The organism is Burkholderia sp. B21-005 (genome assembly GCF_020843965.1).
Taxonomy (GTDB): Bacteria; Pseudomonadota; Gammaproteobacteria; order Burkholderiales; family Burkholderiaceae; genus Burkholderia; species Burkholderia ambifaria.
This window is the reverse complement of sequence record NZ_CP086302.1, coordinates 2,828,538-2,847,756: the sequence shown is the minus strand read 5'-3', so window position 1 is coordinate 2,847,756 and position 19,219 is coordinate 2,828,538. Positions and strand designations below refer to the sequence as shown.

The following is a 19,219-nucleotide window of genomic DNA, read 5'->3' as shown; positions in this document are numbered from 1 at the left end:
CGACTTCGACGCCGTATGACCTGCCATCCCGCGCGGCAGGAATGGCAGCCCGAGTTGATGCGTGTGTCCTGCGTGACTCTTTAGCGCCCGCCCGTTGATTATTTCCTGGCGAACATCTTGATATCATCGGGATAAGTTCCATCAGTTAAAATTTCCAGCCTCCATCCTCTCCCGTTGGCGGTGGCGTTTTCCCATGATTCAAAAAACGATTTCGGATCTTTGACTTTATATTCTCCTATGTTGGGGTCAAAGAAATGAATATTTGAGTCGCTGTCGCGATAAATCGAGATGCTATGTCGTCCTGCCAAGTCGAAATTTTTATTAATATCAAGAATGCTGAAATTGATGTTGAAACCCGTTCCGGGAGGAAGCTGGGCGCATGCTAGTTCCAATGCGGTATGCGCCTGAATCTGTTTCTCGTCGGGCCCGCCGTGCTTTACTTCTATAATCCCGATTTCCGGCTTCAGGAAATCGGCCCCTGCAAGTCCCGTGAGTTTGATGCTGTCAAAATACTCATGCGTGGAAGTGTCGTTTCGGCTACTTTCGATCTCCGCGCGAGCCATTTCCAATTGAATTCCCCCGTTTATAACGTGGATGTTGGCGTCAGAATTCGGTGGAGATGCATTCCCGGTTTGGCTCGGTACACCGTGATGATGCGGCGCCCATGATTGCAATTTATCGCTAAGGCCATGACCGGCCTGCAGCTTGCTCGCAAGCCAGCCCAACGCGAGTGACTCACACGTACCCTCTTTAAGGGATTCCAACTCTTTTTCATCAATTGACAAGCCAATTTTCGAAAAATTGGAACGTGACAATGCGGAGATGGATTTTCTTTGCTGAAACTTAAACGTTTTGTCTCCAAATTCTTTAAGCGAGGAAAACATTTTTCGAGGGCGCGTGCCAGTCCGGTCGGTCTCGCGGCCCTGTGTGATGTTCTCCAATTCAGACAGCATCCCTGACGAACCGACCCTTTTGGAGTGAACGTTTGGTTTCTGGGCTTCCGGCCTCGGCTGAGAAAATTCTGCTATGGGTGCCGATGCTTCGCCGTTGCTAATGACCTTCGACATGGATGTCCCTTAGACGGTTTTGGCCGCCGCCTCGGTTGCCCTTGGTGGCGGTATTTTGCTGTCGATTGCGCGAGGGTTGGATGATATGGATTTCACGGCAGATGCTGATTGGGAGAATGAATTCGAAATTAGCGAACTGCCACCGACCGTGAACGGCGAAATACGAAAAAACGCGATGAGGCGCGAAGCGGGACTTCCCATTTGAAGTGGAAGACATGGGATGAAGGCAAGCGAGTTCACCGAAGCGCAGACAGCGTTCGCGCTCAAGCAAGCGGAGCTGGGCGCAAAGGTCGAAGTGGTGTGCCGCACGCTTGGCATCAGCAAAGCGACGTTCCACAACCGGAAGACGGCTCTTCGGACCTGCGTCGGATGCGGCAACTCGAGGAAGAGAACGCGAAGCTCGGCGACTGATGGTGGGCCTTAGCCTCGACAAGACCATATGCGGGACGTGCCGTCAAAAAAGCTCCGAAGCCTTCCCGCGAGCGCATGCTGGTTGACGAGTTACGTGACCGCCATTGCGCGAGCCCGACCAAGGCTTGCGCGCTGTTTCCCACGTCGATATATCGATGGCATTCCTGTGAACGTAAGACGAGAGGTCGTAGTGTGAGGCAGCATGCGCCGCCGGCCCGGCCAATCATCCTGCCGTCCACCGGTGCCGCGCGCATTTTGACCTACCCTATAGAAACGCGGCGCCCGTCTGGTGCCGGGCCGGCTTGCCGCGTGCTGACGATCGTGCGCCGCGCGGATGCCGCGGCGCGGGCGTTGTGACGATTCCCATTTGACGGAGGACGAACATGTCGATTCGACTAGGCGAGGACGCGCCCGATTTCACCGCGGAGACCACCGAGGGCACGATCCGTTTTCATGAGTGGATCGGCGATCACTGGGCGATCCTGTTTTCCCATCCTAAGGATTTCACGCCGGTATGCACGACCGAACTCGGCTACATGGCCAGGCTCAAGCCGGAATTCGACAAGCGCGACACGAAGATCATCGGGCTGTCGATCGATCCTGTCAGCGACCACCGGAAGTGGGTGGCGGACATCGCGGAAACGCAGGGCCATGCGGTCAACTATCCGCTGATCGGCGACGACGAACTGAAGGTCGCGAAGCTGTACGACATGATCCATCCGAGCGCGAGCGGTGGCCCGCGCACCGCGGTCGACAATGCGACCGTGCGCTCGGTGTTCGTCATCGGGCCGGACAAGAAGGTCAAGGCAATGCTCGTCTATCCGATGAGCGCCGGCCGCAACTTCGACGAGGTCCTGCGCCTGCTCGACGCGCTGCAGCTCAACGCGCGACATACGGTGGCGACGCCGGTCAACTGGAAGCCGGGCGACGATGTCATCATTCCGACCTCGGTGTCGGACGATGCGGCGAAGCAAAAATATCCGCAGGGCTTTCGGACGCTGAAGCCGTACCTGCGGTTCGTGCCGCAGCCGCACTGACGGCTCGGCACGCATGCAACGGGGCGACCCGCACGCCCGCGCGCCGGCGATGCGCGGTGCGCGGGCCGAACAACAATAGGCATGACTACGCGACGGAGCGACTTCGCAATGATCTTCCGGCAACTTTTCGACCCGCAATCGTCGACCTACACCTATCTGCTCGCCGATCTCGCGTCGCGCGAAGCGCTGCTGATCGATCCCGTGTTCGAGCAGGTGCGCCGCGATGCCGCGCTGCTCGACGAGCTCGGGCTGCGGCTCGTCGCGACCGTCGACACCCACGTGCACGCCGATCACGTGACGGGCGCATGGCTGCTGAAGCAGCGTACAGGCAGCACGATCGCGATTTCGGCCGCGAGCGGCGCGCAGGGCGCCGACCGCTACTTGAACGACGGTGACCGCTGCGCATTCGGCACGCGCTACCTGACCGTGCGCGCGACGCCGGGCCATACGAGCGGCTGCATCAGCCTCGTGCTCGACGACGAAACGATGGCGTTCACCGGCGACTGCCTGCTGATTCGCGGCACCGGCCGCACCGACTTCCAGCAAGGCGACCCGCGCGCGTTGTATCGCGCGGTGCACGGCCGGCTCTTCACGCTGCCGGCCGCATGCCTGCTGTATCCCGCGCACGACTATCGCGGGCTGACGGTGACGAGCGTCGGCGAGGAGCGGCGCTTCAATCCACGCCTCGGCGGCGATCTCAGCGAAGACGATTTCGCCGGCTACATGCGCAACCTCGGGCTCGCCCACCCGCGCCAGATCGACGTCGCGGTGCCCGCGAACCTGCAGTGCGGCGTCGCCGCAAATGCGCCCGACGCGCTGGCGGCGGCCGACTGGGCGCCGCTCGTCTACACGTTCGCCGGTTTCTGGGAAATCGATCCGCAGTGGCTCGAGGATCACCTGCCGGCGGTGCAGGTCGTCGACGTGCGCGAGCCCGACGAATTCACCGGTCCGCTCGGCCACCTGCCCGGCGCGACCCCGATCCCGCTCGGCGAACTGGCCGCGCGCACCGGCGAACTCACGCGCGACCGGCCGATCGTGACCGTGTGCCGCGCCGGCGGCCGCTCCGCGCAGGCGACGGTGATTCTGCTGAAGGCCGGGTTCGACGCCGTCGCGAACCTCGGCGGCGGGATGCTGCGCTGGCGGGGCGAAGGCCGCGTCGTGATGGACGGCCGGTCGTAGCGGCGCGAAGCCGCGCAACGAAAAAAATGTTCGGGTCGATGTCGAATCGGCGTGGCGCCGTTCGTCGTCCAGTTATCCGATCCCGTGGCGCCGCACGACGCGGCGCCGACATCCTGAGAGACCCCGCGATGACACCGACGCTTTACGCCCATCCCTTTTCGTCCTACTGCCAGAAGGTGCTGACCGCGCTGTACGAGAACGGCACGCCGTTCGACTATCGCGTGCTCGCGCACGACGATCCGAAGCCGATGCAGGAACTGGCTGCGCTGTGGCCGCTGAAGCGGTTCCCTGTGCTCGTGGACGCGGGCCGCACCGTGATCGAGGCAACGATCATCATCGAGTACCTCGACCTCTACCATCCGGGCCCCGTGCGGCTGGTGCCCGACGATCGGCGCGCGGCGCTGGAAGTGCGGACGATGGATCGTTTCTTCGACAACTATGTATCGACGCCGCAGCAGAAGGTCGTGTACGACGCGCTGCGGCCGGAGCACGAGCGCGATGCACGGGGTGTCGCGGATGCGCGTGCGATGCTCGAAACGTCGTACGCGTGGCTGGATCGCACGATGGCCGATCGCGAATGGGCGGCCGGCGACCGCTTCAGCCTCGCCGACTGCGGCGCGGCGCCGTTCCTGTTCTACGCGGACTGGACGCACCGGATCGATCCGTCGTTCGCGAACGTGATCGCGTATCGCAAGCGGCTGCTGGCACGGCCGTCGTTCGCGCGTGCGGTCGACGAAGCCCGGCCGTACCGCCCGTTCTTCCCGCTCGGCGCGCCCGATCGCGACTGACGTTCGCGGCGGCGATCGCTGCGGCGGAGGTGACGCGGGCGGCGGCATGCGCACGACGCGATGCCGCCGCGCAGGGCCGGCAGCGCGTGCCCGGACGTCGTGACGACAGCAGCGGATGCATCGCGGCGCCGTCCCGTTACATCGTCGTATGCTTGACCGACTGCGCGAGCGTCAGCAGTTCGTCGAACTGCGTGATCAGCTCGAAGCACAGCAGGAACGCGAGCGTATAGGCCGGCGCGGGGAAGCGCCGGATCGCCTCCAGCACCTGCGGCGCGAAGCGCGCTCGAATCGCGTCGCGCGTCAGCAGCCACGCGATCGCGATGCCGATCGCCGCGCCGGCGATCAGGTCGGTCGGGTAGTGAAAGCCGAGATACGCACGCGGCACGCAGATGAACACGACCGCATACAGCAGCGCGAGCACGCCGACGCGGCGCGCGATGATGAAGATCCCGGTCGCGATCGCCATCCACAGCATCGCGTGGTCGCTCGGAAACGAGCTCCATGCCTGCAGCGTGGCCGCGCGCAGTTCCTCTGACGGGAAGTGCAGGTGCAGGTCGGGGTTGTAGATCGGTCGCACGCGGAACGGCAGGGTTTTCGCGAGCAATCGGCCGAACGCGAGCGCGACGAGCCCGCTCGTGACGGTCGCGATGACCAGCTCGCGTTGCCGTTCGCGTTGGGGGCCCGGCTGGAACCATAGCCAGCACAGCACGGGGATGAGCACGAAGCCCTTGAACGTATAGAGGCCGGCGATCACGCGGATCGCGTGGTTCATCAGCGGTCCGAACGTAATGTGGGTGAGGAAGGTCTGGATCGTGGTGTCGAAATTGTTCATGTTCTGCGGCCCCGGCGGACGCACGACACATGACGGGCGGCCGGCAGGATCAGGAAGCGCGCTCGCACCGGAGCGCAACGGGGGGCAAGTATGTCATCGGTAATTTCGAAGAAAATGGGAAAAAATACCGGGAATCCCCTGAGAAAACGCGAATTCCGGGTGGGGCCGGATTGGAGCGGGCCGTGCGGCGCGGTGATGCAGAATCATCTGACGGTTGCGCGCGGATCCCTGGGCGCAGGCGAAAAATAATCGGTTGAACTGGATAATTTGATGAGCCGTCGCAGAACTTGCACCGGATGACCGAAAGCGTTCCGCGTCCGGCACGGATCTGCCGCGCTGCGCCCGGCCGCGCAGCACCGAAAGAAAATAAAAGAAAAGACGGGCAAGCCCTGCGGCGTGCCCGTCCCCCATTCACGACACCGGGATTACCGGCGCCACATGCGCACGGCCAGCGCAGCCAGCGACGTCGCCACGGCCAGCACGATCACCGCATTCCAGCCCAGTTGCGCGAGCAACGAACTGCCGAGCGCGGCACCGGTCGCCATCCCGATGAACATGCCGACGAACAGCACCGCGTTGAGACGGCTGCGCGACGCCGGGTCGATTCGGTAGACGATTGACTGGTGCGCGATCAGCGTGGCCTGCACGCCGAGATCGAAGCCGATCGTCGCGGCGGCGAGCAGCGCCAGTTGCGCATGCGGCGTCAGCAGCGGCGCGGCGGCCATCGCGGCGAACGACACGGTCGCGATCCCGATGCCGAGCCGCGTGACACGCTCGGGACCGTGGTGATCGGCCAGGCGTCCGGCCACGGGCGCAGCCAGCGCGCCGGCGGCGCCCGCGAGGCCGAATGCGCCGGCGGCTGCGCTGCCGAGATGGAACGGCGCGCCGTGCAGCATCACCGCGAGCGTCGACCAGAACGCGCTGAACCCGACGGCCAGCAGCCCTTGCGCGAGCGCGGCGCGACGCAGCGCGGGATGACGGCGCCACAGTTCGCCGAGCGACCCGATCAGCGCGCGGTACGACAGCTGCGTGGTGGGTTCGAAGCGCGGCAGCCCGCGTGCGGCCACGATGCCGATGGCGGCGACGCTGGCGGCCGCGAGCGCGAACATCGCGCGCCAGCCGGCCGTTTCCGCCACGAATCCGGCGACGACGCGCGACAGCAGGATGCCGAGCAGCAGCCCCGTCATCACCGTGCCGACGATGCGGCCGCGATGCGCGTCGTGCGCGAGCGTCGCGGCGGCCGGCACGACGTCCTGCGCCATCGTCGCGGTCAGGCCGATCGCGAAGCTCGCGGCCAGCAGCAGCCCGAGCGACGGCGCGACCGCCGCGAGCAGCAGTGCGACGACCAGCGCGGCGGCTTTCGTGACGATCACGCGGCGCCGATCGAAGCGGTCGCCGAGCGGCGCGAGCAGCAGGATGCCGAGCGCATAGCCGAGCTGCGTGAGCGTCGGCACGAAGCCGATCGCGCGTGCCGACGCGCCGAGATCGGGCCCCAGCGCGGCGAGCATCGGCTGCGCATAGTAGAGCGGCGCGACGCCGAGGCCGGCGGCCGCGGCCAGCAGCAGCACGAGCCGGCGATCGAGCGTCGAGGAGGCGGCCGCGGGGGCCGATGCATGCGCCGCGCGGGGCACGGCGTCGAGACGGGTCGGAGTGGACATCGCGTACATCCTTGTTCGGGTATCGGATGGACGCGAGTGTGCCGGCCGGAGGCCGGCCACGGTAGTGCCGTCCGGCGCAGATTTGTTATACGCTTGACGAATGACCGACAAAATCCCCGATTTGCCCGCCACAGGTGGGTCTGCGCGCATTCAGGTCGTGCCCGTCGACGGTGCCGGCTATCGTTTCGAGCTGATGGAAACCTTCGTGCGCATAGTCGAGGCCGGCAGCCTGTCGGCCGCCGCCGCGCAACTCCACACGACGCAGCCGACCATCAGCCGGCGGCTGCAGGCGCTCGAACGCTCGCTCGGGATGCGGCTGCTGCAGCGGACCACCCATGCGATGCGGCTGACCGTCGACGGCGAGCGCTGCTTCACGCGCGCGAAGGAGCTGCTGACGAACTGGGCGGCGTTCGAGGCCGACCTGCGCGGCGCGCAGGAGGAGCCCGACGGCCTGCTGCGGGTCGCGGTCCCGCATGCGTTCGGGCAGGAGCGCTTCGTCGAGCCGCTCGCGCGGTTCCTGCGTGACTACCCGCGTGTCTCGGTGGAATGGCTGCTGCAGGACGAGGTGCGCGATTTTGTCGGCAGCGGGATCGACTGCGCGATCCAGGTCGGCGAGCCGACCGATCCGTCCGTCGTCGCGATCCGGCTGAGCAAGGTGCCGCGCTTCGTGGTGGCCGCGCCGTCCGTGCTGAACGGCGCCGACGTGCCCGCCGATCCCGACGCGCTCGCCGCATTGCCGTGGCTCGCGCTGCGCACGTATTACCGGACCGAGCTGACGCTGACGCACACCGTCACGGGCGACACGCGCCGCATCGCGATGCGCCCGCGCATCACGACCGCGAACCTCTACGCGCTGCGCAGCGCGGCGCTGCTCGGTGTCGGCGCGTGCGTCGGTTCCTCCTGGATGCTCGCGGACCATCTCGCGCGCGGCGAGCTCGTGCATCTCGCGCCCGACTGGTACGCCGCGCCGTTGCCGGTCTACATGACCTACCCGCACGCGCAGTTCTATCCGTCGCGGCTCGTGCGCTTCGTCGCGATGATGCGCGAGGCCGTGCCGCTGCTCGTCGAAGGGCGCGACGGGTAGACGCCGTCGCGCGTGCCGTCAGCCGCGCCGGATGCCTTCGGGCAGCGCGCTGATGCGGCGCACTTCGGGCGAGTCGAGCCACGCACGGGACGTCGCGCAGTCGACGAACATGTCGGTCGCATCCTCGCCCCAGAACAGGTCGCCGTCGAGTTCGAAGGTCGGCACGCCGAACACGCCGTGCGCGATCGCTTGATCGGTGTTCGCGCGCAGGGCGTCCTTCACCGGTTGCGCGTCGACGGCCGTCACGCCTTCGGGAAAGCCGACCGCCTCGCACAGCGCAGCGAAGCCCTCGGGCGTCGACACGTCCTGGCCGTCGCGCCAGATGTGCCGGAAGATCCGCCGGATCGCATCGGGCGAGTTGCCCATCGCGATCGCGAGCCGCAGCGGCCGGATCGGGTTGAACGGATGCGCGGGCGGCATCCGGAACGGAATGCCGAGCTTGTCCGCGCGGTATTGCGCGTGGCGATAGGTGAAGATGCGCTTCGCCGCGATCTCGGCCGGCGCTTTCTGGCCCCAGTGCGCGAGCAGCGCGCCGAGCACGATCGGCTTCGGCTCGTATGCGGCGGCAGGCGGCAGTTGGTCGAACCGTTCCTGCTGCAGGTACGCGAACGGCGAAACGAAATCGAAATACCAGGTGGCGGTGCGCGCGGCGTTCATGGTTGGGGCCCTTGTACGTGTCCGGACGGCAGTTGCGTGCACCGCGCCGACGGGCGACGCGGTGCATGGGTGGGCGGCCAGTGTCGCATGCGGCCGCCGTTTGCGCAGTCGCGGCGCCGCACGCGCGTGGCCCGCTACAGCTGCGGCTACGGCTACGGCTGCGCGGTGTCGTGCGCCGCCGCCGCCGCGAACCGCGCGAGACTGTCGCGCACGGTTTGCGCGTCGTAGCGCGCGCCTGCGCCGCCGAGCGCGACGGTCGCCTTCTGCGCGAGCGGCAACAACATCGCGAGCGCCCCGGCCATGGCCGGCGCGGCGGCAAGCCGCGATTTCGGACCGGACACCGTCAGCGCGCCGACGCAATCGCCGGCCGCGCCGAATACCGGCACGGACGCCGACGCCGTCTCCGGGTCGCGCTCGCCGTACGACGCGGCCCACAACTGTTCGCGCACGTCGTTCCACTGTGCATCGTTCGGGTCGGTGAACGCGAGCAGCACTTTCCCGGACGCCCCCTGGCGAACCGGAAACTCCTCGCCGACCCGGATCGACACACGCACCGTGCGCGCGGGTTCGACGCGGTAGAGCACCGAGCGCATGTCGCCATGTCGCACGTAGAACGATGCCGTTTCACCGAGTTCGCGGCTCAGCGTCTCGAGCAAGGGTTCGACGACCGGACCGACCCGGAACGAGCGTTGATACAGCGCGGCCAGCCGCAACGGCTCGTGTCCGACCGCGTACTGGCCGTCGTCGAGCTTGCGCACGAAGCCGCCGTGCTCGAGCGCGGCGAGCAGGCGCAGGATCGTGCTCTTGTACAGCCCGGTGCGGCGCGACAGTTTCGCGAGCGACAGCCGGTCGTCGGTGGGTCCGAACGCGTGGAGGATCGCGAACGCGCGATCGAGGACGGCGACGCCGCTGGAGGCTTCGGCCGACGCATCAGGCGCGTCGCCGGTGGGGTCTGCGGGAGTCGAGGTCGGGGGCACGGCTTGCTGTTCCTTTGGGTGACGGTCGATCGACTATAGCGTTCTGTCTGGCAGAACTCAAGTTCCAAAAAATTGCGTTTTCACGGGTATACCCCGCTTACAGCCGATTCGGTGCGCCTCTAAAGTTCCGTCAAACAGAACGATGTTCTTTCAGATAGAACTTTGAGGTGTCGAATGAGTGTTTCCGAAGATCCGCAGGTGCTGGTCAGCGAGGTCGGGCCGCGTGACGGCCTGCAGAGCATCAAGGCCGTGATGGCGACGGCCGACAAGTTGCGCTGGATCACCGCGCTCGCCGCGGCCGGCCTGCGCGAAATCGAGGTCGGATCGTTCGTGCCCGTGCGGCTGTTGCCGCAGATGGCCGACGTCCGGGAAGTCGTCGCGCATGCGCTGGCGATTCCGGGGCTGCGCGTCGCCGCGCTTGCGCCGAACCTGCGCGGCGCCGAAAGCGCGTTCGAGGCGGGCGTCCACAAGCTGACGTTGCCGGTATCGGTGACCGAAGCGCACTCGCTGGCGAACATCCGCAAGACGCCGGCGCAGATGATCGACGAGGTGCGCGCGATCGTCGCGCTGCGCGATGCGCGGTTTCCGTCGGTGCAGATCGAGGCGGGCGTCTCGGTGGCGTTCGGTTGCACGCTCGCCGGCGCGGTCTCCGACGACGAGACGATCGCGATGGCGGCCGCGATGGCCGAATGCGGCGTCGACGAGATCGGGCTCTCCGATACGAGCGGCTACGCGAACCCGGCGCAGGTGCGCCGGCTGTTCATGCGCCTGCGGCGCGAAGTCGGCGACAAAGCCGGCGGCGCGCACTTCCACAACACGCGCGGGCAGGGGCTCGCCAACGTCGTCGCGGCGCTCGATGCCGGCGTGACGACGCTCGACGCGAGCCAGGGCGGCCTGGGCGGCTGCCCGTACGCGCCGGGTGCGACCGGCAACATCGTCACCGAGGATCTCGTCTTCCTGCTGGAGGCGATGGGGTACGACACGGGCGTCGACGTGGACGCGCTGCTCGCCGCGCGCGCGATCCTGCACGCGGCACTGCCTGCCGAGGCGCTGTACGGCCACGTGCCGGACGCGGGGCTGCCGAAGGGGTTTCGGTACGCGGACGGCCGCGCGCCGAGCGCGACCCAGCCGGAAGGATGCCTGACGGGAGTCGCGCAATGAACGATCGCCAACCAGCTTCGGCGCTGCCGTACGAAGGCGTGCGCGTGATCGAGATGACGCACATGGTCATGGGCCCGACCTGCGGGATGCTGCTCGCGGATCTCGGTGCGGAAGTCATCAAGATCGAACCGATCGCGGGGGACAGCACGCGTGCGCTGCGCGGTTCCGGCGCGGGCTTCTTCGGGATGTTCAACCGCAACAAGAAGAGCCTGGCGGTCGACGTGAAGGATCCGCGCGGGCTCGAGATCGTGCGGCGGCTCGTCGCGACGGCGGATGTGTTCAGCGAGAACTTCAAGAGCGGCACGATGGACCGGCTCGGCCTCGGTCATGCCGCGCTGTCCTCGCTGAATCCCCGCCTGGTGTACGTGTCGCACAAGGGCTTCCTGCCGGGGCCGTACGAACATCGCACCGCGCTCGACGAAGTCGTGCAGATGATGGGCGGCCTCGCGTACATGACGGGCCCCGAAGGCCGGCCGTTGCGTGCGGGCTCGAGCGTCAACGACATCATGGGCGGGATGTTCGGCGCGATCGGCGCAATGGCCGCGCTCGCGCAGCGCGAACGCACCGGGTGCGGCCAGCAGGTGCAGAGCTCGCTGTTCGAGAACAACGTGTTCCTGGTCGCGCAGCACATGATGCAGTTCGCGGTGACGGGGCAGGCCGCGTCGCCGATGCCGAGTCGCATTTCCGCATGGGCGGTCTACGACGTGTTTTCGGTGAGGGACGGCGAGCAGATCTTTCTCGCGGTCGTGTCGGACACGCAGTGGGCGCTGTTCTGCGACGCGTTCGGCCTGGCCGCGCTGAAGGACGATGCGCGCCTGGCGACGAACAACCTCCGCGTGCAGGCCCGCGAGTGGCTGCTGCCCGAGCTGCGCGCGCGGCTCGCCGCGCATTCGGCCGCGGAGATCGGCGCGATCTTCGAATCGATCGGCCTGCCGTATGCGCCGATCACGAAGCCGCAGGACCTGTTCGACGATCCGCATCTGCTCGCGACCGGAGGCCTCGAAGCCGTGACGCTGCCGGCCGACGCGAGCAGCGCCGGCCGGCCGGTCGACACGCGCACCGCGCTGCTGCCGCTCACGCTCGCGGGCGAGCGCCTGCGGCTGCGCTCGGCGCCGCCCGCGCTCGGCCAGGACACGTGCGTGCTGCTCGGCGAGCTGGGTTATACGCCGGACGAGGCGCGCGCGCTGATCGACGCGGGTGTCGTCGCGGGGCGGCACGGACACGGTGCGAACGGGCTGCCGCCGGACGTAGCGGGCGTACCGAGCGATATGCGTTCGCCGAACGAAGCGGCGAGCGCGTAGCGCCGCTGCAATCCATCGAACCAACAAAAGGGCATCCCGGCCGCGCGCTCGCGCGGGCGCGGACCGCCGCATCCACGGAGACAACCATGACATCCGCTTCCCCGGCGCTGGCCGCCGATCGCGAGACCGACGCGTCGATCGAGCAACGGGCCGTGCGCAAGGCAGCATGGCGCTTCATTCCGCTGCTCGCGCTCGCGTACTTCTTCAACTATCTCGACCGCACGAGCGTCGGGTTCGCGGCGCTGACGATGAACCGCGATCTCGGCCTGACCGCGACGCAGTTCGGCTGGGGCGCGGGGATCATGTTCGCGGGCTATTGCGTGTTCGAAGTGCCGAGCAATCTCGCGCTGTACCGCTTCGGTGCGCGGCGCTGGCTCGCGCGCATCATGATCACGTGGGGGCTCATGGCGGCGGCGACCGCCCTCGCGACGGGGCCGACCAGCTTCTATGCGATCCGGCTGCTGCTCGGCATCGGCGAGGCCGGCTTTTTCCCCGGCGTGATCTTCTTCCTCGCCGTGTGGTTTCCCGCGAGCTACCGCACGCGCGTGCTCGCCTGGTTCACCGTGTCGACACCGCTGTCGTCGCTGATCGGCGGTCCGCTGTCGACGTGGCTGCTGCAGCTCGACGGCGCGCTCGGCCTGGCCGGCTGGAAGTGGATGTTCATCGTCGAAGGGCTGCCCGCGTGCGCGCTCGGCTTTCTCGTCCTGAAGCGCCTGTCCGACTCCCCGGCCACGGCGGCGTGGCTGTCGGACGACGAGCGTACCGCGCTGCAGCGCGCGTTCGAGCGCGAAGGCGCCGCCGCCGGCCGCAAGAAGGGCTTCGGCGTCGCGCTGCGCGACGTGCGCGTGTACCTGCTCGCGCTGATCTCGTTCGGCTTCACGATGGGCTCGTACGGAATCGGCATCTGGCTGCCGCAAATGCTGAAGGCGCACGGGATGTCGACGATGCAGACCGGCTGGCTGTCCGCGCTGCCGTACTTCTTCGCGACGATCGCACTGCTGTGGTGGGCGAAGCGGGTGGACCGGCGCGGCGCACCGATCGCGAACCTCGCGATCGGGCTGTTCATCGGCGCGGTGGCGCTTGGCGTGTCGACCCATTTCCTGACGCTCGGGCCCGCGCTCGTCGGCATCACGCTTGCGCTGATCGGCACGATTGCCGGACGCACGATCTTCTATACGCTGCCTTCGCGCTTCCTGTCGGGTCAGGCGGCGGCCGGCGGCCTGGCGCTGATCAATTCGATCGGCGCGCTCGGCGGATTCGCGGGCCCGTATCTCGTCGGCTACCTGAAGGACAGCTTCGGCACCTTCACGGCCGGGATGCTCGGCCTCGCGATCGTCCTGGCGATCACGACGCTGCTGACGCTGTCGCTGTACGCGTTCGACCGGAGCGAATGACATGACCATTTCGATCAAACGACGCCGGCTGCTCGGCGCGGCTGCTGCCTCGCTCGCCCTCCCTGCATGGGCCGATACGCGCACGCCGGCTGAAAACGGAGTTCCCCGCATGACGACGCAAGGCAACTATCTCGCGGTACGAAACGACTGGCTCGCATCCGCGCTCGAACCCGCACTCGAACCGGATCTGCCGATCGTCGATGCGCATCACCACTTCTACGAGCGGCCGGGCTGGATCTATATGCTCGACGACTATCTGCAGGATGCGCGCTCCGGCCACAACATCCAGGCATCCGTCTACATGCAGGCACTGACGCGCTATCGCGATGCGGGGCCGGCCGAACTGAAGCCTGTGGGCGAGACGGCTTACATCGCCGGCGTGACCGAGCCGCTTCAGCACAGCGGCCCGGCCGTCGCGAAAGGCATCGTCGGACATGCGGACCTGCGGCTCGGCGAGCGCGTGCGCGACGTGCTCGACGCGCATCTCGACGCGGGGCGCGGACGCTTTCGCGGCGTTCGACACCTGAGCACCTGGGATGCCGATCCATCGCTCGCGAACCCGTTGTCGGCGGTGCCGCGCGGGTTGCTGCTCGATCCCGCGTACCGGGCCGGCGTCGCGCAGCTCGCGCCGCTCGGGCTGTCGTACGACGCGTGGCTGTTCTTTCCTCAATTGCCGGAACTGTTCGATCTGGCGAAGGCGAATCCCGACACGCGCATCATCGTCAATCACTGCGGCGGCGTCGTGCGGATCGCGAGCTATGCGGACAAGCGGCCGGAAGTCTTCCAGCGCTGGTCGGCATCGATGCGCGAACTCGCGCGGTTGCCGAACGTATTCGTGAAGGTGGGCGGCCTCGGGATGCGGATCAACGGTTTCGATTTCGAAAAGGGTGCGCGGCCGCCGTCGTCCGAACAGCTCGCGGATGCCTGGAAGCCGTGGATGCTCACCTGCATCGAAGCGTTCGGCGCCGAGCGCTGCATGTTCGAGAGCAATTTCCCGGTCGACAAGGGCTCGTATTCCTACGTGAACGGCTGGAATGCGTTCAAGCGGCTGACCGCGCACGCGAGCCCGAACGAGCGCGACGCGCTGTTCCGCGGGACCGTTTCGCACGTCTACCGGCTCGGCTGACGCGTTTCGCGCGCGCCGCCTTGGCGCTCAGCCCGTCTCGACCAGCGCCGCGAGCCGCGCGAGCGCCATGCGCCAGCCGGCTTCGTTGTCGGTGACCGGCACACCGGGCGGCACACCGTCGTGCACCGCCTCGACGCGCGTGCCGCCTGCTTCGTCGGACAGCGTGATCGTGATCGTCATGGCGCCGCGCAGCATCGGATCGTCGGTTTCGAACACGTCGATTTCGACGATCCGCTCGTCGGGCACGAGCGTCACGAAGCGGCCGTGATAGGTGTCGGTGTGCGCGGTGGTCTTGCCGGGGCTGTCCGACGGTTCGTCGTAGCTCAGCGACACGCGCAGCGCGCCGCCTTCGCGTGCGTCATAGGCGTGGACGCGGCATGTCATGCCGTCGGGCACCTTCCATTGTTCGACCGCGTGCGGGTCGAGCAGCGCGCGGTAGACGCGCCCGCGCGGTGCGTTCAGGTGCCGGCTGACCCGGGTCGAATGCGTGTGCATGTGCAGCATGTCGCCTCCCGCGGAATGCGCGCGACGGTGCACGCCGGATGCCGGCGTGTCGTCATGCTTCCTTCAGGAATCCTAGGCGCGCGCGCGACGGCATGCAATCGGACCGTACGCTCACCCGCATTCAGCGCAACGCGGCCGCGAATTCGTCGAGCTGCGTGATGCAGATGTTCCAGCCTTCGAAGAACCCGAGCGCCTCGTGGCGCTCGCGCGTCGCGGCGTCGGGATGCATCACGCGCGCCTCGTAGCGGCAGCCGGCGTCGTCGTCGGCCATCGTGATGATGGCCGTGAAGCCCAGCCACGGCACCTGCGGCCGCCAGCCGCCGGCGAGCATCGACGTGAACGCGATCCGCGCTTCCGGCACGATTTCGAGGAAGCAGCCGGGGTTGTCGCTCGTGCCGCCGTCGGGGCCGCGCATGAACGTGTGGAAGGCGCCGCCCGGGCGCAGGTCGAACGCGCGCACTTCGGTGGTCCACGGTTTCGGGCACCACCACTCCTTCAGCAGTTCGGGGTCGGTCCAGGCGCGCCAGAGCGCCTGGCGCGGCGCGCGCAGCGTGCGGGTGATGACGAGGTCAAGGGTTTCGGCGGGGTCGACGGGGCTGGTTGACATGCGCTTGCTCCTCCTGGTGGCGGCGTTCGACGAATTCCACGAGACGATCGGAGCGCGCTTCCCACAGCGCGCGCTGCGCGGCGAGCCACTGCTCGGCTTCCGCCAGCCGGCTGCCGACCAGCTCGCAGGTGCGTGAGCGGCCGGCTTTCCGGGTCTGGACGAGGCCGCTACGCTCGAGCACCGCGACATGCTTCATGAACGACGGCAGCGCCATGTCGAACGGCGCGGCCAGTTCCGAAACGGTTCGCCCGCCGTCCCCGAGCGCGCTGACGATCGCGCAGCGCGTCGGATCGGCGAGTGCGTGGAATACGTCGCTGATACCGGGTTGAAAGTTAGCCATGTGGCTAAGCATAAGCGATGCAACGGGAATTTGCATCGCTTAGCATGATGGGGCGGTAACACGCGCCCCCCGCGCCGTGTTGCCGGGCACCGGCCGCCGTTGCACACGCATCGGGCGTATGCCGGCGTTCCTTTGGATCCGGGCGCATGCCGCCGAATGCGTGTCGCGTGCCCGATTGCCGGAGAGGGTATGACCGAATCCGTTACCGTTCGCCGCGTCGACGCGAGCGAAGCGCGTGCCTGCGTCGACGCGCTCGCCGACGTGCTGATCGATTGCGTCGAAGGCGGCGCGTCCGTCAGCTTCAAGTTGCCGATCGAGCGCTCGACGGCCGTCGCGTTCTGGACCCGCGTCGCCGATGGCGTCGCGAACGGCGAGCGCATCCTGCTCGTCGCCGAGGACGCCGCCGACCGGATCGTGGGCACCGTGCAACTGGTGACCGCGCAGCCGGAGAACCAGCCGCATCGCGCGGACGTCGCGAAGATGCTGGTGTCTCGGCATGCACGCCGGCAGGGTGTCGCCGCGCGGCTGATGGCGGCCGCCGACGAAGCCGCGCGCGACGCCGGCAAGACCGTGCTCGTGCTCGACACCGTGACGGGCGGCGACGCCGAGCGCTTGTACGAGCGGGCCGGCTGGCAGCGCGTCGGCGTCGTGCCGAACTATGCGCTGATGCCCGACGGCGCGTTGTGCGCGACGACGTATTTTCACAAGCAGCTCGTGTAACGGGGCGGGATGCAATCGCGGCGAGGTTCGCGATCGACGTGCGTGCGACGGCACGCGGCCGTGGGCCGGACGCCGGGCGGAACGGAAAAGCCGGCCGGCGGCGTCGCGGCTCCGATATATTCGTGCAGGAAAACCCACCAGCACATCCACGGAATCGTCGCTCGATGAAACGCTCCCACGTCGCCTTCACCCTCACGGGCCTGCTCGTCGCGCTGCCGATCGCCGCCTACGCGCTCGTCAAGCCGCTGCGCGTCGTCGCGCCCGCGCTGCTTCCCGGCGTGTCATGCCCGAGCGCGGAGATCTGCACGGACGATGCCGCGCAGCTCGGCGCCGCGCAGCAGCTCTATCGCGACGGCTACGCGCGCGCGGCGGCGGCCGTGGGGCCGTTTCGCGACGCACCGCGCGTCGTGTTCTGCTCGACGCGCGAATGTGCGGACAAGTTCGGCCTCGGCGAACGCGCGGCCCTGACGCTCGGGGATTTCGGCGTGGTCGTCGCGCCGCGCGGCTGGCAGACCTACTTTCTCGCGCATGAACTGATCCACCACCGGCAGGCCGAAGTGCTCGGCAACCTCGCGGTCGTGACCAAGCCGCGCTGGCTGATCGAAGGGATGGCGTATGCACTCAGTGACGATCCGCGTCATCCGCTGAAGGAGCCGTTCGAGTCGTGGCGCACGCGATTCGCTGCGTGGCATGCTGCGCTGGGCGGGCAGCCGCTGTGGGACGCCGCACGGGCCGTGGAATAGCGCTTTGCGCGGCTTGCGCCCGCCGTGCCGCTACGCCGGCACGGCCGGATCGTCGGGCTGGCCGGCGAGCGTGCGTCGCCCCGCGTCGAGGATCTCATCGGCCAGCGCCGGATCGGTGCCGGCGATCGCGCGCGACAGCACGAGCGCGCCGACCATCTGGCTGAACACCGCGATCGCGTCGCGGCGCGTGTCCGCCGCGGCCGCGCCTTCCATAGCCACCAACCGTTCCAGCCGGTCGAGATAGCCGGCGACGCCGTGCGCGTAGCAGGCGCGTGCCGCGTCGGTCAGGCGTGGCGCGTCGCCCGCGAAGCCGGACAGCGGGCAACCGGCTTCGACGTTGTCGCGATGCGCGGTCGACAGGTACGACGTCACCTGTTGCGCGATGCTGCCGGCGCGCGGCGACTCCGCGCGGTCCTGCATGGCCTTTTCCATCACCGCGGCGACCAGCGCATCCTTCGATTTGAAGTGGTTGTAGAAGCCGCCCTGCGTGAAACCGGCTTCCTTCATCAGTTCCGTCAAACCGACCGCGTCGACACCGCGCACCCGGAACAGCCGCTCGGCGGCCGCGACGATCGCGTTGCGGTTGTCGGCAGCCTGTTGTCTCGAGACGCCCATCGATCCCTCCCTCATTCCGGCAATTGCGTCGATTGAAAAACACAATGGTGATCACCATTGACGTGGCCAAGGCGTGCTGGCAGACTGCATCGCAAAGACAATGGTGATCGACATTGACATCCAGTGTAGCCGACTTCGCTCACGAAACGAAGCGACTCGCGCGGCACGGATGGAGGTCGGTCCGGGTCTGGGTGCAGCGGGCGCGGGTAGCGGGACGAGCCTGCGATCCAGTACCGGCCGTGCAACGGCTCGGTACGCGATGGCGGCATGGTTTCATTCACACGATGAAAGGAAGGGTCATGAAGATCGAAGGTGCAGTCGTTTTCGTCACGGGCGCGAACCGTGGGCTTGGGCTCGAATTCGCGAAGCAGGCGCTCGAACGCGGGGCGCGGAAGGTCTATGCGGGCGCGCGCGATCCGGCCAGCGTGACGCTGCCGGGCGTGGTGCCTGTGAAGCTCGACGTGACCGATCCGGCGGCGGTCGCCGCGGCCGCCGACGCCGCGCGCGACGTCACGCTGCTGATCAACAATGCGGGCATCGCGCGGCTCGGCAGCCTGACCGACGACGGCGCGGTCGACGCGCTGCGCGATCACCTCGAAACCAACGTGTTCGGGATGCTGGCGATGTCGCGCGCATTCGCGGCCACGCTCGCCGGCCACGGCGGCGGCGCGATCCTGAACGTGCTGTCCGTCGCGAGCTGGGTGAACCGGCCGATCCTGTCGGGCTACGGCGTGTCGAAGTCGGCCGCGTGGGCGGTGACCAACGGGCTGCGGCATTCGCTGCGCGAGCAGCGCACGCAGGTGGTCGGGCTGCATGCCGGCTTCATCGATACGGACCTGACACGCGGCCTGGACGTGCCGAAGGCAACGCCGGCCGACGTCGTGCGCCAGGCATACGACGCGATCGAATCCGGAGCGGAGGAGGTGGCCACCGACGACTTCACGCGGCAGGTGAAGGCCACGCTATCGGCCGGTGTTTATCTGGACGAGGCGACGCCGGTCTGACGTCGCCTGCAAAA

At 67.5% G+C, this 19,219-nt stretch carries 22 protein-coding genes; 12 read left to right on the top strand and 10 right to left on the bottom strand.

Translation table 11 applies throughout. From position 1 onward, the window contains the following. Positions 1–98: 98 nt before the first annotated feature. Entirely contained in the window at positions 99–1,067 is a 969-nt protein-coding gene (locus LMA02_RS29270; RefSeq protein ID WP_228908558.1) for a YopT-type cysteine protease domain-containing protein, read from the bottom strand. Between the two features lie 220 nt (positions 1,068–1,287). Between LMA02_RS29270 and LMA02_RS29265 the strand changes: the two genes are divergently transcribed. The 4 genes from LMA02_RS29265 to LMA02_RS29250 all read left to right on the top strand — a co-directional run bounded on the left by LMA02_RS29265 (position 1,288) and on the right by LMA02_RS29250 (position 4,482). Beyond that, a complete protein-coding gene (locus tag LMA02_RS29265; RefSeq protein ID WP_416378674.1) occupies positions 1,288–1,491 on the top strand; it encodes a transposase in 204 nt (67 codons plus the stop codon). Positions 1,492–1,861: 370 nt separating this feature from the next. Next, positions 1,862–2,515, top strand: a complete 654-nt coding sequence (locus LMA02_RS29260) for a peroxiredoxin (RefSeq protein WP_228908557.1) — start codon at positions 1,862–1,864, stop codon at positions 2,513–2,515. 108 nt (positions 2,516–2,623) lie between these two features. Next, positions 2,624–3,694, top strand: a complete 1,071-nt coding sequence (locus LMA02_RS29255; protein ID WP_228910026.1) for a rhodanese-like domain-containing protein — start codon at positions 2,624–2,626, stop codon at positions 3,692–3,694. 128 nt (positions 3,695–3,822) lie between these two features. Then, a complete protein-coding gene (locus LMA02_RS29250) occupies positions 3,823–4,482 on the top strand; it encodes a glutathione S-transferase family protein (RefSeq protein ID WP_228908556.1) in 660 nt (219 codons plus the stop codon). 136 nt (positions 4,483–4,618) lie between these two features. Here LMA02_RS29250 and LMA02_RS29245 read toward each other — a convergent pair whose 3' ends face one another. From LMA02_RS29245 to LMA02_RS29235, 3 genes are all read right to left on the bottom strand, one after another. Further along, the gene (locus LMA02_RS29245) at positions 4,619–5,314 is read right to left on the bottom strand and encodes a phosphatase PAP2 family protein (protein WP_228908555.1); all 696 of its coding nucleotides are present in this window, start codon (positions 5,312–5,314) and stop codon (positions 4,619–4,621) included. A 93-nt stretch (positions 5,315–5,407) separates the two neighbouring features. Next, complete coding sequence (locus LMA02_RS29240) at positions 5,408–5,725, bottom strand: hypothetical protein (RefSeq protein ID WP_228908554.1); 318 nt, start codon at positions 5,723–5,725, stop codon at positions 5,408–5,410. 14 nt (positions 5,726–5,739) lie between these two features. Continuing rightward, on the bottom strand, positions 5,740–6,972 hold the full coding sequence (locus LMA02_RS29235; RefSeq protein ID WP_228908553.1) for an MFS transporter: 1,233 nt from the start codon (positions 6,970–6,972) through the stop codon (positions 5,740–5,742). Between the two features lie 100 nt (positions 6,973–7,072). Between LMA02_RS29235 and LMA02_RS29230 the strand changes: the two genes are divergently transcribed. Beyond that, positions 7,073–8,056, top strand: coding sequence for a LysR family transcriptional regulator (locus LMA02_RS29230; RefSeq protein ID WP_228908552.1), 984 nt, complete (start codon positions 7,073–7,075; stop codon positions 8,054–8,056). A gap of 18 nt (positions 8,057–8,074) precedes the next feature. Here the strand turns inward: LMA02_RS29230 and LMA02_RS29225 are convergent, their stop codons facing one another. Together LMA02_RS29225 and LMA02_RS29220 are read right to left on the bottom strand one after the other, a co-directional pair. Then, on the bottom strand, positions 8,075–8,713 hold the full coding sequence (locus LMA02_RS29225; RefSeq protein WP_165753954.1) for a 2-hydroxychromene-2-carboxylate isomerase: 639 nt from the start codon (positions 8,711–8,713) through the stop codon (positions 8,075–8,077). A gap of 152 nt (positions 8,714–8,865) precedes the next feature. Beyond that, positions 8,866–9,690, bottom strand: coding sequence for an IclR family transcriptional regulator (locus tag LMA02_RS29220; protein WP_228908551.1), 825 nt, complete (start codon positions 9,688–9,690; stop codon positions 8,866–8,868). Positions 9,691–9,864: 174 nt separating this feature from the next. On the opposite strand from LMA02_RS29220, the gene LMA02_RS29215 reads away from it, so the two are divergent. From LMA02_RS29215 to LMA02_RS29200, 4 genes are all read left to right on the top strand, one after another. Continuing rightward, on the top strand, positions 9,865–10,851 hold the full coding sequence (locus LMA02_RS29215) for a hydroxymethylglutaryl-CoA lyase (RefSeq protein ID WP_228908550.1): 987 nt from the start codon (positions 9,865–9,867) through the stop codon (positions 10,849–10,851). Continuing rightward, positions 10,848–12,152 carry a CaiB/BaiF CoA transferase family protein gene (locus LMA02_RS29210; protein WP_228908549.1) on the top strand — a complete coding sequence of 435 codons (1,305 nt, stop codon included), beginning with the start codon at positions 10,848–10,850 and terminating at the stop codon, positions 12,150–12,152. The genes LMA02_RS29215 and LMA02_RS29210 overlap by 4 nt, the downstream gene beginning before the upstream one ends. Positions 12,153–12,238: 86 nt before the next feature. Continuing rightward, a complete protein-coding gene (locus tag LMA02_RS29205; protein ID WP_228908548.1) occupies positions 12,239–13,546 on the top strand; it encodes an MFS transporter in 1,308 nt (435 codons plus the stop codon). Position 13,547: 1 nt separating this feature from the next. Beyond that, positions 13,548–14,672, top strand: coding sequence for an amidohydrolase family protein (locus LMA02_RS29200; protein ID WP_228908547.1), 1,125 nt, complete (start codon positions 13,548–13,550; stop codon positions 14,670–14,672). Between the two features lie 27 nt (positions 14,673–14,699). On the opposite strand, the gene LMA02_RS29195 is transcribed toward LMA02_RS29200, so the two are convergent. From LMA02_RS29195 to LMA02_RS29185, 3 genes are all read right to left on the bottom strand, one after another. Continuing rightward, positions 14,700–15,176 carry an SRPBCC family protein gene (locus tag LMA02_RS29195; RefSeq protein WP_011659750.1) on the bottom strand — a complete coding sequence of 159 codons (477 nt, stop codon included), beginning with the start codon at positions 15,174–15,176 and terminating at the stop codon, positions 14,700–14,702. Positions 15,177–15,297: 121 nt separating this feature from the next. Continuing rightward, on the bottom strand, positions 15,298–15,783 hold the full coding sequence (locus tag LMA02_RS29190; protein WP_228908546.1) for an SRPBCC family protein: 486 nt from the start codon (positions 15,781–15,783) through the stop codon (positions 15,298–15,300). After that, complete coding sequence (locus LMA02_RS29185) at positions 15,746–16,123, bottom strand: ArsR/SmtB family transcription factor (protein WP_228910025.1); 378 nt, start codon at positions 16,121–16,123, stop codon at positions 15,746–15,748. The genes LMA02_RS29190 and LMA02_RS29185 overlap by 38 nt, the downstream gene beginning before the upstream one ends. A 189-nt stretch (positions 16,124–16,312) precedes the next feature. On the opposite strand from LMA02_RS29185, the gene LMA02_RS29180 reads away from it, so the two are divergent. Both LMA02_RS29180 and LMA02_RS29175 read left to right on the top strand, forming a co-directional pair. Then, on the top strand, positions 16,313–16,843 hold the full coding sequence (locus LMA02_RS29180; protein WP_228908545.1) for a GNAT family N-acetyltransferase: 531 nt from the start codon (positions 16,313–16,315) through the stop codon (positions 16,841–16,843). 164 nt (positions 16,844–17,007) lie between these two features. Beyond that, complete coding sequence (locus tag LMA02_RS29175; protein WP_228908544.1) at positions 17,008–17,586, top strand: hypothetical protein; 579 nt, start codon at positions 17,008–17,010, stop codon at positions 17,584–17,586. Between the two features lie 30 nt (positions 17,587–17,616). Here the strand turns inward: LMA02_RS29175 and LMA02_RS29170 are convergent, their stop codons facing one another. Beyond that, a complete protein-coding gene (locus tag LMA02_RS29170) occupies positions 17,617–18,201 on the bottom strand; it encodes a TetR/AcrR family transcriptional regulator (protein ID WP_228908543.1) in 585 nt (194 codons plus the stop codon). A 299-nt stretch (positions 18,202–18,500) separates the two neighbouring features. On the opposite strand from LMA02_RS29170, the gene LMA02_RS29165 reads away from it, so the two are divergent. Beyond that, the gene (locus LMA02_RS29165; protein WP_175656731.1) at positions 18,501–19,205 is read left to right on the top strand and encodes an SDR family oxidoreductase; all 705 of its coding nucleotides are present in this window, start codon (positions 18,501–18,503) and stop codon (positions 19,203–19,205) included. Positions 19,206–19,219: the final 14 nt, after the last annotated feature.